Genomic DNA, 15307 nt, shown 5'->3' with positions numbered 1-15307 from the left:
GTGGAATTGGCCTTTCGCTGCTCCGTCCCTATGTTTAACTACCCGCCCAGCCATCCGGATCCCACCGTTGTCGATGTCTACCATGGGCAGCCGGTGCCGGATCCCTATCGCTGGCTGGAAGATCTGGATTCTGAGCAGACGCGGGCCTGGATCGAGGCGCAAAACCGGCTAACTTTTGACTATCTGCAGCGGATCCCGGCGCGGCAGCGGCTCCTGGAGCGCCTAACCCAACTTTGGAACTACGAAAAATACAGCCAGCCCTTCAAAGAGGGCGGCCGCTACTTCTACTTCAAAAACGACGGCCTGCAAAACCAGAGCGTTCTCTATACCCAAGAAAGCCTGGAGGGCGAAGCCCGGGTTTTGCTGGATCCCAACACCCTCTCACAAGACGGCACCGTGGCCCTCTCAGGCATTGCCATCAGCCGCGACGGGCGCTACCTGGCCTATGGCCTCTCCCGCTCCGGCTCCGACTGGCAGGAGTGGAAGGTGCGGGACATTGCAACAGGAGAAGACCTGCCGGATCACCTGCGCTGGATTAAGTTCTCTGGGGCCAGCTGGACACGGGATGGGCAGGGATTTTTCTACAGCCGCTACGACGAGCCGCCCCCCGGCAGCGAGTACGAAAGCGCCAACTACTTCCAAAAGCTCTACTACCACCGCCTCGGCACCCCCCAGTCGGAAGATGTCTTGATCTATCACCGCCCCGACCAAAAAGAGTGGGGCTTTGCTGGCGGGGTTACCGAAGATGGCAACTACCTGATCATCTCCGTCTGGCGGGGCACGGATCCCAAAAACCTCCTCTTCTACAAAGACCTACGGGATCCCAACTCGCCGGTGGTGGAGCTCATTTGCGAGTTCCAGGCCGAGTACAGCTTTGTCGGCAACGACGGCTCCCGCTTTTGGCTGCTGACGGACTTCCAGGCTCCGCGGCGGCGACTGGTGGCCCTTGACCTGGACAGCCCAGGGCAACTGCAAGAGGTGATCCCTGAGGCTGAGGAGACCCTGCAAGGGGTTAGCCTAATCCACAATCAATTTGTTGCCTTCTACCTCAAAGACGCCCACACCCAGATCAAGACCTTTGCTTTAGACGGCACCTACCAGGGGGAGCTCCCTCTGCCGGGGCTGGGATCCGCCAGCGGCTTTGGCGGCAAGCGCTACGACACTGAGACCTTCTACACCTTCACCAGCTTCACCACCCCGCCCACCATCTACCGCTACGACTTCACCACTGGCAGCAGCACCCTCTTTCGCCAACCGCAGGTGGATTTCGATCCCCACGCCTATGAGGTGCAGCAGGTGTTCTACGCCAGCAAAGACGGCACCCGCATTCCCATGTTCCTTGTCCACCGCCGTGGCCTAGCGCGGACAGGGGATCACCCCACCTTGCTGTACGGCTACGGCGGCTTCGGCATCTCTCTGACCCCCAGCTTCTCGGTGGGCCTGGTGGCCTGGCTGGAGATGGGAGGGGTCTACGCCCAGCCCAATTTGCGCGGCGGCGGCGAATATGGGGAAGCCTGGCACCAGGCGGGCACCAAGCTCAACAAGCAAAAGGTCTTCGACGACTTCATCGCCGCGGCTGAGTGGCTAATCGCCCATGGCTACACCAATCCTTCCAAGTTGGCCATCGCCGGCGGCAGCAACGGCGGCCTCTTGGTGGGGGCCTGCCTGACCCAAAGGCCGGAGCTGTTTGCCGCGGCCCTGCCCGCTGTGGGGGTGTTCGACATGCTGCGCTTTCATAAGTTCACCATCGGCTGGGCCTGGGTCTCGGAGTACGGATCCCCGGAAGACCCGGAGGAATTCAAGGCCCTCTACGCCTATTCCCCCCTGCACAACCTCAAGCCCGGCACCGCCTATCCCGCCACCCTGATCACCACAGCAGATCACGACGACCGGGTGGTGCCGGCCCACAGCTTCAAGTTTGCTGCTGCCCTGCAGGCGGCACAGGGGGGATCCCAGCCCATCCTCATTCGCATCGACACCAAAGCCGGCCACGGGGCCGGCAAGCCCACCACCAAGCTCATTGAAGAGACCGCCGACCGCTGGGCCTTTTTGGTGCAGGTGCTGGGGAGGGATGGAACGGGAGTTAGCGAGCTTTAGGGCCCAGGCCCACCCGGCCGGCATAGACTGCCGCTTCCCCCAGCTCGTCTTCGATGCGCAACAGTTGGTTGTATTTGGCAATGCGCTCGCTGCGGCAGAGGGATCCGGTTTTGATCTGGCCGGCGCGGGTGGCCACCGCCAGGTCGGCGATGGTGGTGTCTTCTGTCTCACCGGAGCGGTGGCTGATCACAGAGCGAAAACCTGCCTGGCTAGCCAGGTGCATGGCCGAGACCGTCTCCGTCAGCGTGCCAATCTGGTTGAGCTTGATCAAGATGGCGTTGGCGGCGCCGCTGTCGATGCCTTTCTGCAGCCGGGCTGGGTTGGTGACGAACAGGTCGTCCCCTACCAGTTGCACCCGCGATCCCAGTTGAGTGGTGAGGGCCTGCCAGCCGGCCCAGTCTTCCTCCGCCAGTCCATCTTCAACGGAAAGGATGGGATAGTTGGCCAGCAGTTGCTCGTAGTAATTGACCATTTGCTCGGCGCTACGGGCTTGGCCCTCGAAGTGGTACTGCCCATCCTGCAGCAGCTCGTTGGCGGCCACGTCCAGGGCCAAGGCGATATCTTCCCCCGGCCTGTAGCCTGCCTGTTCGATGGCCGTCAGCAACAGATCCAAAGCTGCCGCATTGGAGGGGAGATCGGGGGCAAATCCGCCTTCGTCCCCCACCCCGGTGGACAGCCCCTTCTGCTGTAGCACCGTCTTCAGCACCGCAAACACCTCGGCCCCGTAGCGCAGCGCCTCGCGAAAGCTGGCCGCACCAATGGGCACCAGCATAAACTCCTGGATGTCCACGTTGTTGTCGGCGTGGGCACCGCCGTTGAGCACGTTCATCAACGGCACCGGCAGCAAGTTGGCAAAAGGCCCGCCCAGATATTTGTAAAGAGGCAGGCCCACCGCTTCCGCCGCCGCTTTGGCCGTCGCCAGAGAAACTGCCAAAATGGCGTTGGCCCCCAGGCGGGACTTGTTGGGGGTGCCGTCCAGGTCGATCAGCAACTGGTCGATGCGGGCTTGGTTGAGGGCATCTTCTCCCCGCAGCTCCGACTGGATGGGGCCAAGAATGTTTTCCACCGCCCTCAGCACGCCCTTACCTCCATAGCGCTTGGGATCCCCGTCCCGCAGCTCGTGGGCCTCAAAGGTACCGGTCGAAGCGCCGCTGGGCACCTGCGCCAAGCCCGTTGCTCCGTTGGCCAGGCCCACCAGGGCTTCTAGGGTGGGGCGTCCTCGCGAGTCGAGGATCTCATGGGCGGTAATCCACTCGATGGCCGTTTCCACAGTTACACCTCAGCAATTGGCTAGACAGCTCTGGCCAAAGCCAGATCCCCCCACAGGCTAATAGATCCTTGACCGGGATCCCGTCAGCTTCCAGAAAACTTTAAGAGAGAGAACCCAAAGATTCTGCGGAGCTGCAGGGGTGAGTTGAGCATTGGCTGGTTTGGGGGGCAGAGTTTAGGCCCCATCCCCTCTAGACAAAGCGGTGGCTCAGCCGCATCGGGTCGTGTACAGTGATCTTCTTCTTGTAAATGGAAATGTACTTCTTCTTGCGCAGCTCTCCCAACAGACGGGTGATGGTGACGCGGGTCGAGCCAATGGCTTCGGCAATGGCCTGGTGAGACAGCTTGAGATCAATGGTGACCCCATCCGGGCCAGGCACCCCGAAATCGCGGCAGAGGATCAGCAAAAAGCTAACCAGACGGGATCCCATATCGCGGTGAGCCAGCGTCTCGATCATCATCTCCGTTTGCAAAATGCGGGAAGACAAGCTCTTGAGCAGCAACATGGCCAGTTCGGCGTTCTCCCGCAGGGATTTTTCCACCTGCTCAATCGGCAGAGAGAGCAACTCAGCAGGCGTAAAGGCCACCGCGTGATAGAAGCGGTCGGAGCGCTGCCCCGTGATGAAGGAGAGCACCCCGAAGATGCTGTTTTCCCGCAGAAGAGCAACGGTAATTTCTTCCCCCATTTCGTAGACCCGCGAGAGCTTGACAGCTCCTTTCACCAAAAAGTAAACCCGCTCCGCCGGATCCCCAGGGAAAAAGATGGTCTTACCACGTTCAAACGTTTCGATAACCGGAGGATGGTGAGGGCCTCCCAGTTGCTTGAAGGCTGTGATCAGAGATTTTTCTGCGACGGCCACCACCATACTCATCAACCTTTTGAGGTCAGTTTATACCTAAGATCAATCCATGTAAGATCAATTTAGAAGCATTGGGCCGAGTTGCAACCCTATCGACTCCAGAATCGGCAACAATAGCCGGGTTTACCCTAAGGTAGAGGGTTCTGCCTAGGCATCTTTGTAGCACGGGCTACGTTTTTAGGTCTCGTTTCTGTTCCACAAAGGGATCCCAAGCCAAGGGTAGGATAAGGGCTATTGTCACTGGGGCCTTGCCAGCTCTGGGTGGTAGGAAGCAAGTGGTGGACTGGAAAATCCTATGGGGATCCCGGAGGCTGTTGTTGCTGCACCTTCTCAACTGAGCCGCCAGCATTTCACAGTGCGGATGCCGGAGCCGGCCAAGCATCTGCTGGAGGTGGAACTACAGATCCAAGAGGTGGATCCAGAAGTGCCTCTGCGACTGCGGCTGCCGGTGTGGACGCCGGGATCCTACCTGGTGCGGGAATATGCCCGCCATGTGCAAGAGTTTCAGGCGGCAACGGAGCAAGGGATCCCTTTGGCCTGGCGGAAGGTAGATAAGAACACTTGGGAGATCGAGCCGCCGGGCTGTTCGGCTGTGAAGGTTCGCTATCGGGTCTATGCCTATGAGCTGACGGTGCGCACCAACCATTTGGATCTCACCCACGCCTACTTCAACGGGGCGGCGCTCTTTTTCTATGTGCCCGGTCGCGAGCGGGAACCCTACACCTTGACGGTGATCCCTCCCAAGCCTGATTGGCGCATCGCCACCAGTTTGCGACCTTTGATTTCTTCTTCTGAGGATCCTGCTTCCGGCCAGTCTTTTGTGGCAGCAGACTACGACGAGCTGGTGGATAGTCCGGTGGAGGTGGGCCTGCACCAGTTGCGGTCGTTTGCAGTGGAAGGGATCCCGCATTACTTCGTGGTCTGGGGAGCAGGCACCCTGGATTTGGAGCAAGCGGTGGCCGATGCCGAGAAAATTGTCCGGGCCACTGCGGCGTTTTTTGGCGGGCTGCCCTACGACCGCTACTGGTTTATTGTGCATTTGTCGCCAGGGGGATTTGGCGGCCTAGAGCACAAGTACAGCACCACCCTCAACTATTCTGGCCTGGAGCTGCGTCGGCCCCAGTCCTATCGCCGCTTTTTGGCTCTGCTGGCCCACGAGCTTTTCCATGCTTGGAACGTCAAGCGGCTGCGCCCTCTGGCTTTGGAGAAAATTGACTACAACCAAGAAAATTACGTGGACTGCCTCTGGTTTTGCGAGGGGGCAACCAGCTACTACGAAAATGTCATCTTGCTGCGGGCAGGGATCCTCAGCGCCAAAGATTTTTTGCAGATCCTGGCCGAGCAAATTGGCCGGCTGCAGCGTACTCCGGGTCGGGCCGTGCAATCGCTGCGGGAATCCAGTTTCGACACCTGGATCAAACTCTACCGTCCCCACGAAAATAGCCTCAACAGCCAGGTTTCCTATTACCTCAAGGGCGCTTTGGTCTGCTGGCTGCTGGATCTGCACATTCGCCACCTTTCGGGGGGCCAGGGATCCCTGGACACGGCCATGCAGGATTTGTGGCAGCGCTTTGGCCGGTTTGAGAAAGGCTACACCCACCAAGACTTGCGGGAAGCCTTTGAGCGGGCAGCCGGCGCCGATCTTGGCCGCTTTTTCGCCGCCTATGTGGAAGGTACGGAAGAGCTGGACTACAACGCTCACCTACACCCTTTTGGCCTCACCCTCAAGGCCCACTTCAGCCGCCCTGACCCTTCCCCCTATCTGGGCCTGAACTTCAACGGCGAAGGCAACCGCATCAGCACAGTGGAGATGGGATCCCCGGCCCAAAAAGCAGGCATCTGGGCCGGCGACGAGCTGGTGGCCTTGGATGGCTTCCGGGTAAGCGCTGCCAACTTGCCAGAACGCTTGGCGGCCTACCAGCCCCACCAGGTCATCTGCCTGAGCGTCTTCCAAGGCGATCAGTTGAAACACTTCTGGATCCCCTTGGATCCACCCCGCCCGGATGTTTACACCCTCGAAGCGTTGCCGCAACTCACTCCCACCCAGAAAGCGCTCCAGCAGGGCTGGCTGGGATCCCTGCTCGGCTCTTCGGGACAAGATACGCCTCTTCTTGAAAATTCGCTCACCTCGCCTGAGAATCTTGAAACAAGCGAGTAACCTAGTTAACTTAAACGAGAAGTAACAACAGGGGTCAGGAGCGAATCTAATGGACTTCGTTTTGGTTTTATTAATTGGGGTGGCTGTTGGTTTCTCATTGGGTGTTTACGTTGCTCGCCATTACAAGGTCAGTCCTAGACCGGAAATCTGGAAACAAGAGATCATTAGAGAGATATCTTCACACTTAAGGCAACACAGCCAAGAACTCAACAACGCCAACAAAACCTTAACCAAACTGGTCGAAGGATTGGCAGACGAGATTTCTCGGAAGTTACAGGCTACTCAAGCCGATCTCAAAGGGCTTAGATCTCGTCTTGTAGATAGTCACCAAGATTTGCTGCAAAGTTGGAGTAGAGATCTTCTGCAGGCTATATCTGTAAAGTTTTCCGAACATAATGAGCAGCTAAACGATCAGCGAGCCATCCTGGAAAACTTAGTGAAAGAAACTAAAGATATTTATCAGCGACTACAGATTGCTATCCAAAGTTTTCCCAGATTAGAGATATCTCAAACTACAGATCAGAGCTCTCAGAATGAGCAGGTTGCCAGTCATGAAACACCAGAGCCTAGGCTAACAGACGATGTACCGAGAGATAAAGAGGAGATCGCTGCCGCCGGTATATTAGAGGTCGACGTATCAAAGATAGAATCATTCTTAAGCTCAAAAAACATAAAAATCAAAAGCATAGATGTGAAAGAAAAAGAGGAAAAATTAGATCAAATAGCTGCCTTTATGGGCAATCGATATTCTTTGATTAAAAGATTCTATGGAATGATTAAATCAAATATGAATAGCGGAAACTCTTTCTCAATAAACCTTAAAGACGAGCCTCAACAAGTAATCAGCTCAACTTGCCAGGTTGCCAAAGAGTTACATGGAATCGCATTTTTAGAAGAGTACAGATACTTTAAGGCACCCAGGTATCTGTTGGTAGCAAGACCCAGTAGGTCGTCCCAAGCACTAAATTTTCTCTCAGGAAAATGGCTAGAGAGATACGTTAGGGATAAGCTGATCTGCCTTGCTGCAAGTCAAGCTGAAAAGATTGATTTCTCTTACATAACAAATGCTCAAGTTACTTTGCCGAATGGAGCTGATTTTGAAATGGATCTTTTCTTTCATATTAACGATCAATTCTACTGGGTGGAATCAAAGACAGGCGAGTACCAAGACAAAGTACAGAAGTACTCCAAGATTGCTTCTGACCTCGGTCTCCAGAAAAACCAAGTTTTCATGGTTTTAACCGATGTTAGCCAAGATGTAAAAACCAGTCTATCTTCCCTCTACCATTTATCAGTCATCAGCGTTGATGAGGTTGAGGCTGCCTTTGAGGGGATCCTAAAAAGTCATCTTTGAGAAATCTGAAAGGCACCCAAGCGCATTAGCTCAAGCCACAATTTTGACAGCCTGCTCCACACACCACCAGGGATCCTCGGCAAAAGCCGGCATGGGCGTGCTGCCCGCCTTGCCCAAAATGGCCAGCCGAACTTCCCGATCCAGCCGGGATCCGGCCCCATAGGGATCCTCAGAGGGGGGTTCCAGTCTTTGTCCTAGGGGGGGCATCGCCATGATGCCCGGCTGCATACTGGTACTGCTGACCCAGATTTTGAAGCGATCCACCGCCATATCTGCGCCTTCGGGCAGTTGCATCTGGAGCAGGTAGCGGGGCCCAGAGCCGATCAGCAGGCTCTCGCTGGGGCGCAAACGAGCGGGCAGATCCGGTTGATAGGGGTAAACCAAATCCACGCTGTAGCGCCGCTCGTCAAAGACCACCACATAGACGTGCACGGGGGTGGGGGCTCTGTTGCGCAGGGCGATGGCGAGGTTGCGGCCTGCCTGGATTTGCACCTGTCCCTGGGGATCCCGCGGCAGGGGGCTCACTTCGGCAGGGGCAGAGCTGCTTGCCGGCGTTTCCAGTTGGAGAAACTCCACCTCTAGGACGCTGCTCAAAGCATCGGTGGCAGGTTGCAGGTTGAGGAGGTTGCCAAAAGCAGCCACGTGCTCCAGCAGCCGCACCAGCTTGCGGGGCAGGGCCTGTGGCTTTTTTACCGGGATCCGAAAGGCGGCCAGAGCCACTTCTTCCCCCCGCCGATAGAAGTGGTAGATGGCATCGGGCAGCATCTCTACCCGCAAGTCCGCTGCTTCCGGGTCAGTGTAGGTCAGAAGTGGCGAGGCCGGCAACGCTGCCAGCAACTCGGCAACGGGCATTTGGACTTGGCTGGGATCCGCACAGGTGAAAGCCACCCGCAACGGCTGAAATCGGACAGAGGACATGGGGGCAATCCTGCGAAAACCTGGGACGGAGTCTGGCGAGATCTCCTGCTCTAAGCTGCCGGGCAAGCAAGCCAAGCTCTATATTACCCGCTCAGCTCCCCACCCCTCGACCAGGCTGCAACACAGTCAGCTCCAACAGGCCCTAGCTCCGCGATCAAGCTTAACAGCCAGGGCAAGCGGAACCGATGCGGATCCCGGATCTCGTCTGCAAATGATCTCTCAATGGTCTATTCTTGATCCTGTTGTCGGGTTTGTGGCTGGAGTGGAGCCGACCTCTCCTCTTGACTAGCTGATCTAAGGAGAACCATGTTTAGCAAAGCTTTTTCTTTTCAGAAGGTGCTGCTGCCAGGGCGTCATCGGTTGTTTGTCCTGTTCTTGGCTGCCTTGATGGCTGGGCTGAGCTGGGGACTGGCTCCAGCGTTCGCGGCCAAGGATATTCCTGCGGTGGCTCTGTCGCCCACTGAGTCCATTACCTTTACCGAAGCACAGTTAGCCCGAGGCAAGCAACTTTTTAACAAAGCCTGTGCCCAGTGCCATGTGGGGGGCCAGACCTATCCCAACCCAGATGTGAGCCTGAAGCTTTCGGATCTGGAGGGGGCAACTCCTCCACGGGATAATGTGCTGGCGATTGTGGATTACATCAAAAACCCGGTCACCTATGACGGGGCCGAATCCCTGGTTGAGTATCATCCCAACACTCAGCTTCTGAGCGAGTATCCTCGCCTGCGCAACCTCACCGATGAGGATCTGAAGTTGATTGCCGGCTATATTTTGGTGCAAGCCAAAACCTCCCCCGGCTGGGGCGGCACCAAAAGCGAAAGCCACAGCGACCTGTCGGCCTACCTCTGATGCTGCGTCTGGTTCGGAAGTTGCTTATGGGTTGTCGGATCCCGTCCCGCCTCTGGATCTGGGTCGGGATCCTGGCTGTGCTGGGGCTGGCCAGCCCGGTGGCGGCCCGCATTGACCCCTACGTGAACCAGTATTTGCGGGTGAGCGGCCCGGTGGAATTACCTCTAGACGCCACAGGGCGCACCCTCACCTTTACTCCAGAGCAGCTCACGGATGGCAAAAATCGTTTTCAGTCCGCCTGCTTGAACTGCCATGTGGGCGGCTCCACCCTGCCAGCTCCCAACATTTCCCTCTCCTTGAAGGACTTGCGCGGTGCCACCCCACCCCGAGATACGATTCAAGCTTTGGTGGAGTATCAGAGGGATCCCCGCAGCTACGATGGCTCGGATTTCAGCTATGGATGCCGCCCCGTGCCCCCTTCCTGGATGGACGACGAAGCCCTGAAAAATCTGGCTGCCTTTATTCTCAGAGCGGCTCAGGTTGCCCCCGGCTGGGGATCCCATGAGTTGATCGATGTCGGTTGAGGGTTGCCAACTGAGCTGATCCCGGCTCTTTTTCCCCAGACCACCATGCCCAGAGGACACGCGCGCCCTGGGCCGTTTGTACCCAGAAGCGGATTGCCGGGATATCTGGGTGGACCCTGTACGACGCCCCCAGAGCCTTGGATCGATGAGAGCTCAGTACAAAGACCGATGTTCTGCTTTTGGCAGTGGGATTAGCCTAGAGGTGTTGCAACTGCGATGTATGGTGAGCAGCTTTTCCCCTGCCCAATCGACCGAACTCAAGATGCCGGTAACGGTTGGCATCCCCGTTACACCTGCTGCGGATCAGGCTGAGGCTGGCCACCTACTGATCGTGGATGACCAGCCCTACAGTCGCCTGTTGCTGGGGGATCTGTTGGAGAGCATTGGCTATCGGGTCAGCGAGGCCGAAAGTGGCCATCAAGCCCTGCAGATGTTGCAAACCTTCCAGCCGGATCTGATCTTGCTGGATGTGATGATGCCGGGGTTGGATGGGTTCGAGGTCTGTCGCCGCATCAAAGCTGATGAGGAGACGCGCCTGATCCCGGTGGTGTTGATCACAGCGGCCAGCGATCGCAAAAATCGCGTGCGCGGCATCGAGGCTGGAGCCGATGATTTCTTGAGCAAGCCCTTTGACGAGTCGGAATTGTTGGCGCGGGTGCGTTCCCTCGTTCGCCAAAAGCACCTCAATGAAGACTTGGATCATGCTGCCCAGGTTTTGTTCGCCATTGCCCGCAGCGTAGAAAGTCGGGATCCCACCACTGGGGATCACTGTGAGCGCCTGGCACAACTGGCCAAGAGCTTCGGCGAGTTTCTCCAGCTACCCCGTCCCCTGATCAAGGTGCTGACCTGGGGAGGCTACCTGCACGACATCGGCAAAGTGGGCATACCCGATGCCATCTTGGGTAAAACGGGCAAACATACGCCGGCAGAGTGGGAAGTGATGAAATCCCACGTCTTGATCGGAGAGGAAATCTGCCGCCCGCTGCGCACCATGAAGGATGTGCTGCCCCTCATCCGTCACCACCACGAGCGTTGGGACGGCAGCGGCTATCCCGACGGCCTCAAGGGAGAACAGATTCCACTCGTGGCCCGCATCTTCCAGATTGCCGATATCTACGACGCCCTTACCTCGGAGCGACCCTACAAGCGAGCCTTCACCGTTCAAGAGGCTATGGGCATCCTGCGGGAAGAGACGGCAAGGGGATGGCGGGATCCCTACTTGGTGGAGCGTTTCTTTGAGTTTCTGCAATCGCGCCTGCCGGATCTGAAGTAGGCTGGAGAGGGTTATTTGTGTTGTGTTGGCAGGATAGAGCCTTTTGCTGGGTGCCGATCCGTTGCGTCGTTGCGTAGGCTGTCGCCAGTTGTTTCCTCGCTCGCAATTGTGGCGGCTGGTTCGACAATTTGACTCCCACCAAGTGCTTTTGGATCAGGGTATGGGGCGTTCTGCTTATGTCTGTCGCCGGCTAGAATGTTTGCAGGCAGCCCGACGCAAGCAACAGATGAGCAGAGCCCTCAAAGCACCTGTGCCCGATTCGGTGTTTCAGCGGCTGGAGCAGCAACTGCTGCGCGATTCTGAGGCCCAAGGCCCCTGGGAAACATCACCTCCGGAGGCCAGTGCTTCAGACAAAACCTAGGCAGCTCCAGAATTGGCCAGGGTAAGATATTGAGACACCTTGTTTAGGTTCATCCAGTTGTGAACTACACGGCAGCCCCTCTCAACTGTCAGAATGGGGGTTGGCTGGGTCAGCCGAGGCCGGTCTGTATGAGCCGCAGAAAGGTTATTCTAAAAGCGCTGTTGATGTTGGTTCCTTCCCCGGTTGTCTTAGCTTTATGTCCTCTGCGGATGTTTCCAAAGCAGCTTCGGACTTAGATTCCCTCCAGTCTGCGTCCTTGAAGGATCGCCGAGACGCTGTCGATGTACCGGAGGAAGCGCCCACACACCCAACAGGTTCAGTCCTACTCACTAATTATTTGGATAGTAAAACTGACAAGTAGAAAGGAGCAGAGGCTAGCAGACGAATGACCGATAAAGTTCGACTTTATGACATTGCCCGGGAAATGGGGCGCGACAGTCGGGATGTGTTGGAGGTTTGTGAGCAACTGGGGATCCCTTTCAAAACCCACAGCAGCACCATTTCTCCGGAGCAAGCCGAGTTGGTGCGCAGCAAGCTGGGCGCCCCCCGCATTGTGAAACCTTCTCAGCCCCGGCCCAAACCCCAATGGGACAACCCGCCGCCGGAGCCTCCTGCTGAAGCCAAAGCCAGTGAGCGCCCTCCCCAGAAAGGGCCCGGCACCGCCAGCGCGATCGTCGGCATTCGCCGCCCTGCACCTGCTCAGCAGCAAGCCCCAGTTGGCGAGGCCAACCCCGCTGCCGCTCCGCCGGCTGCCAAACCTTCCCTGTCTCGACCTGAGCGAGTCTCCGCCGGTGGCGCTCAGCTCATCGGCCCGCCGCGGCGACAAGTCAGCTCCCCTGCCCCTTCATCTGAGGCCGCCCAAAAGCCGGATAGCCTGCCTCAACCGGCAGCTCCTCCCGTTCGCCCTGAGGCTACAACGGCCAAAGCCAGCAGCTCGGAACCCAGTCCTGTGCCCAAGCGCCCAACTGTGCTCACGCCCCCTCGACGAGCTGCCACCGAGACGGAACCACCGGCAGAGCCTCCTGGATCTCCGCAACAGGTTTCTGAGCTCCCTCGCCCCCCGGAAGCCCCATCCCTCAGCCGTGCCCCTCGGCCTGGAGAAGAGAAAGCGCCTTCTCATCAGCCTGCACAGCGCCCGCGTCCACAACTGGTGGGCGCACCCGTTCGTCCCAGCAGTCGCCCTGAGCCGCGCCCGCCGGCAGTCAAGAAGGAAGAGAGCTCCGGCAGCAGCAAAGCCGGTGAAGCTCCTCGTCCACAGCGGCGGATAGAACTGGTGGGGCCTCCTACCCGTCCTGTGGCCAAGCCAGCCCCCCTCGACCCGGATGCCGCCACTCCCTTGCCAGAAAGGATCCCTGAGGAACGCCCCACCCCGGTGTTGGCTGAAGCTCCCGTGCGGCCTGCTGCGCCCAAAATCAAGCGCAAGACGGTAGAAGAAGAGGACGAGGAACTGCAAGCCCTCGAACGACGGGCCAGCCGCACTCAGGCCAAGCGCAAACGCAGCCGCAGACGAGGGGAAGGAGACGGGGATGGCTTGGATTTGGATCCCATGGCCGTCATTTCGGCGGTCAAGCAGGCTGAGCTGAACGCCCTCAAGCCCTTGGCCCGCCCTACTGCCAAGCCTCCTTCCTATCGTCCACCTGCGGCAACGGCTGCTCCCACTACCCGTCCCCGTCCCGCTGCCCGCTCGCAGCAGCCATCTACCTCCGCCGAAGCCAACACTGCTGTTCGTGTCGGCGAGACGGAGTCCTTGCCGGCAGAGAAGGTGTTGCTCTTGGAGGGCAGCCTCACCGTTCAGGAATTGGCCCACCGCCTGCGTGTGGCCGAAACTGAGATCATCAAAACCCTCTTTTTCAAGGGGGTGATGGTGACCATCAACCAGGTTTTGGACGAGTCGCTGGCCGAGTCGGTAGCCACAGAGTTTGGGTACGAGGTTCGCCGGCCAAAGGCAGAATCCGAAGTCAAAAAAACCGAGATGCTGGACGTGGAGGACATCGACCATCTGGTCTTGCGTCCGCCAGTGGTGACCATCATGGGCCACGTAGACCACGGCAAAACCACCCTGCTCGATGCCATCCGCGACACCAAGGTGGCCCAGGGCGAGGCGGGCGGGATCACCCAGCGCATCGGCGCCTACCACGTGGATGTGGACTTTGAAGGCCAGAAGCGGCGCATAGTTTTCCTAGATACTCCCGGCCACCAGGCTTTTACCGCCATGCGCGCCCGCGGCGCCCGCGTCACCGACATTGCCGTTTTGGTGGTGGCTGCCGACGATGGGGTGCAGCCGCAGACGCTGGAGGCGATCAGCCATGCTCGGGCGGCCCAGGTGCCGATCATCGTGGCCATCAACAAGATCGACAAGCCCGGCAGCCAGCCGGAGCGCATCAAGCAGCAGTTGGCGGAACACGGGCTGTTGCCAGAGGAGTGGGGTGGGGATACACCCATGGTAGAGGTGAGCGCCCTCACCCGCCGCAACCTGGACGCCCTGCTGGAGATGATCCTGTTGGTGGCCGATGTGGCGGAGCTGCAGGCCAACCCCGACCGTCCTGCCCGCGGCACGGTGATCGAAGCCCACCTGGACAAAGCCCGCGGGCCGGTGGCCACTCTGTTGGTGCAGAACGGCACCCTGCGGGTGGGCGATACCCTGGTGGCCGGTGCCGTCTTGGGCCGGGTCAAGGCGATGATGGACGATCGCGGTCAGCGATTGCAAGAGGCCGGGCCATCTTCGGCGGTGCAACTGTTGGGTATGGATGAGGTTCCAGCAGCCGGTGACGAGTTTCAGGTTTACACCGACGAAAAAGAAGCCCGTCGCATTGCCCAAGAGCGGGCGGAGGCGCTGCGGCAAACCCGTTTGCAACAGGCGCTGCTGTCTCGTCGCGTCAGCTTGGGCAGCATTTCTGCCAAGGCCCAAGAAGGCCAGCTCAAGGAGTTGAACCTCATTATCAAGACGGATGTGCAGGGATCCGCCGAGGCCATCCAGACAGCGCTGCGGGATTTGCCCCAAGAGGAAGTGCAGTTGCGGGTGCTGCTGGCGGCCCCCGGGGAGATCACAGAGACCGACGTGGATTTGGCGGCGGCCAGCGACGCGATCATCCTGGGTTTCAACACCACCCTGGCTCCCGGCGCGCGGCAGGCTGCCGACGACAAGGGGGTGGATGTGCGCGAATACGACATCATCTACAACCTGCTGGACGATCTGCGAGCGGCCATGGAGGGCCTGCTGGAGCCGGAGGAGGTGGAAGAGCCCTTGGGCCAAGCGGAAGTGCGCATGGTGATCCCCATCAGCCGCGGTGCGGTTGCCGGCAGCTACGTGCTCTCCGGCAAGGTGCAGCGCAATGCTCTGGTGCGGGTTCGCCGCAAAGGGGAGGTGGTCTACCAGGGCCGTCTCGATTCTCTGAAGCGCTTCAAAGACGACGTGCGGGAGGTGGCCGCTGGTTTCGAGTGCGGGATCGGCATCGAGAAGTTCCACGCTTGGCAGGAAGGCGACATCATCGAGGTCTACCAGATGGTCACCAAGCGGCGGACGTTGGCTCCTGCCTAGTCGCAGCCGGTGGTAGAGTTTCAGGGATCCCAGCCCCAAGGGATCCCTGGGGAGAGTTTCCCCCCAAAGCAATGGAGAAAATCTTAAGTGGCCAGAGGGAGGAAAT

General features: G+C 58.6%; 11 protein-coding genes. 8 read left to right on the top strand and 3 right to left on the bottom strand.

Annotation, left to right across the window (positions count from 1 at the left end):
* Positions 1–30 precede the first annotated feature (30 nt).
* Positions 31–2097 (top strand): prolyl oligopeptidase family serine peptidase, encoded by a 2067-nt coding sequence (locus NW851_RS09255; RefSeq protein WP_414337993.1) that lies wholly within the window; start codon positions 31–33, stop codon positions 2095–2097.
* On the opposite strand, the gene eno is transcribed toward NW851_RS09255, so the two are convergent.
* Both eno and ntcA read right to left on the bottom strand, forming a co-directional pair.
* Positions 2084–3367: a phosphopyruvate hydratase gene (eno, locus tag NW851_RS09250; protein WP_414333134.1), complete on the bottom strand. Its 1284-nt coding sequence runs from the start codon at positions 3365–3367 to the stop codon at positions 2084–2086. The genes NW851_RS09255 and eno overlap by 14 nt on opposite strands.
* Before the next feature lie 190 nt (positions 3368–3557).
* Complete coding sequence (ntcA, locus tag NW851_RS09245) at positions 3558–4232, bottom strand: global nitrogen regulator NtcA (protein WP_414333132.1); 675 nt, start codon at positions 4230–4232, stop codon at positions 3558–3560.
* 289 nt (positions 4233–4521) lie between these two features.
* Between ntcA and NW851_RS09240 the strand changes: the two genes are divergently transcribed.
* Positions 4522–6384, top strand: coding sequence for a M61 family metallopeptidase (locus tag NW851_RS09240; RefSeq protein WP_414333130.1), 1863 nt, complete (start codon positions 4522–4524; stop codon positions 6382–6384).
* 49 nt (positions 6385–6433) lie between these two features.
* Positions 6434–7738, top strand: coding sequence for a hypothetical protein (locus NW851_RS09235; RefSeq protein WP_414337990.1), 1305 nt, complete (start codon positions 6434–6436; stop codon positions 7736–7738).
* 30 nt (positions 7739–7768) lie between these two features.
* Here NW851_RS09235 and NW851_RS09230 read toward each other — a convergent pair whose 3' ends face one another.
* Positions 7769–8656, bottom strand: coding sequence for a hypothetical protein (locus NW851_RS09230; RefSeq protein ID WP_414333128.1), 888 nt, complete (start codon positions 8654–8656; stop codon positions 7769–7771).
* Positions 8657–8962: 306 nt separating this feature from the next.
* Between NW851_RS09230 and psbV the strand changes: the two genes are divergently transcribed.
* The 5 genes from psbV to infB all read left to right on the top strand — a co-directional run bounded on the left by psbV (position 8963) and on the right by infB (position 15201).
* A complete protein-coding gene (gene psbV, locus NW851_RS09225; RefSeq protein WP_414333127.1) occupies positions 8963–9505 on the top strand; it encodes a photosystem II cytochrome c-550 in 543 nt (180 codons plus the stop codon).
* Entirely contained in the window at positions 9505–10029 is a 525-nt protein-coding gene (gene psbV2 / locus NW851_RS09220; RefSeq protein WP_414333126.1) for a photosystem II cytochrome PsbV2, read from the top strand. The genes psbV and psbV2 overlap by 1 nt, the downstream gene beginning before the upstream one ends.
* Positions 10030–10174: 145 nt before the next feature.
* The gene (locus NW851_RS09215) at positions 10175–11302 is read left to right on the top strand and encodes an HD-GYP domain-containing protein (protein ID WP_414337988.1); all 1128 of its coding nucleotides are present in this window, start codon (positions 10175–10177) and stop codon (positions 11300–11302) included.
* A gap of 61 nt (positions 11303–11363) precedes the next feature.
* On the top strand, positions 11364–11663 hold the full coding sequence (locus NW851_RS09210) for a YlxR family protein (RefSeq protein WP_414337986.1): 300 nt from the start codon (positions 11364–11366) through the stop codon (positions 11661–11663).
* 385 nt (positions 11664–12048) lie between these two features.
* Positions 12049–15201 carry a translation initiation factor IF-2 gene (gene infB, locus NW851_RS09205; protein WP_414337984.1) on the top strand — a complete coding sequence of 1051 codons (3153 nt, stop codon included), beginning with the start codon at positions 12049–12051 and terminating at the stop codon, positions 15199–15201.
* Positions 15202–15307 lie beyond the last annotated feature (106 nt).

The organism is Synechococcus sp. H55.7, from assembly GCF_047462395.1.
Taxonomy (GTDB): Bacteria; Cyanobacteriota; Cyanobacteriia; order Thermostichales; family Thermostichaceae; genus Thermostichus.
This window is presented reverse-complemented; position numbering and strand designations above follow the sequence as displayed.

Coding starts and splice junctions, on each gene's coding strand:
- NW851_RS09235 (WP_414337990.1), top strand. CDS start 6,434: ATGGACTTCGTTTTGGTTTTATTAATTGGGGTGGCTGTTGGTTTCTCA.
- NW851_RS09255 (WP_414337993.1), top strand. CDS start 31: ATGTTTAACTACCCGCCCAGCCATCCGGATCCCACCGTTGTCGATGTC.
- ntcA (WP_414333132.1), bottom strand. CDS start 4,232: ATGGTGGTGGCCGTCGCAGAAAAATCTCTGATCACAGCCTTCAAGCAA.
- infB (WP_414337984.1), top strand. CDS start 12,049: ATGACCGATAAAGTTCGACTTTATGACATTGCCCGGGAAATGGGGCGC.
- NW851_RS09230 (WP_414333128.1), bottom strand. CDS start 8,656: ATGTCCTCTGTCCGATTTCAGCCGTTGCGGGTGGCTTTCACCTGTGCG.
- NW851_RS09240 (WP_414333130.1), top strand. CDS start 4,522: ATGGGGATCCCGGAGGCTGTTGTTGCTGCACCTTCTCAACTGAGCCGC.
- psbV (WP_414333127.1), top strand. CDS start 8,963: ATGTTTAGCAAAGCTTTTTCTTTTCAGAAGGTGCTGCTGCCAGGGCGT.
- psbV2 (WP_414333126.1), top strand. CDS start 9,505: ATGCTGCGTCTGGTTCGGAAGTTGCTTATGGGTTGTCGGATCCCGTCC.
- NW851_RS09215 (WP_414337988.1), top strand. CDS start 10,175: ATGAGAGCTCAGTACAAAGACCGATGTTCTGCTTTTGGCAGTGGGATT.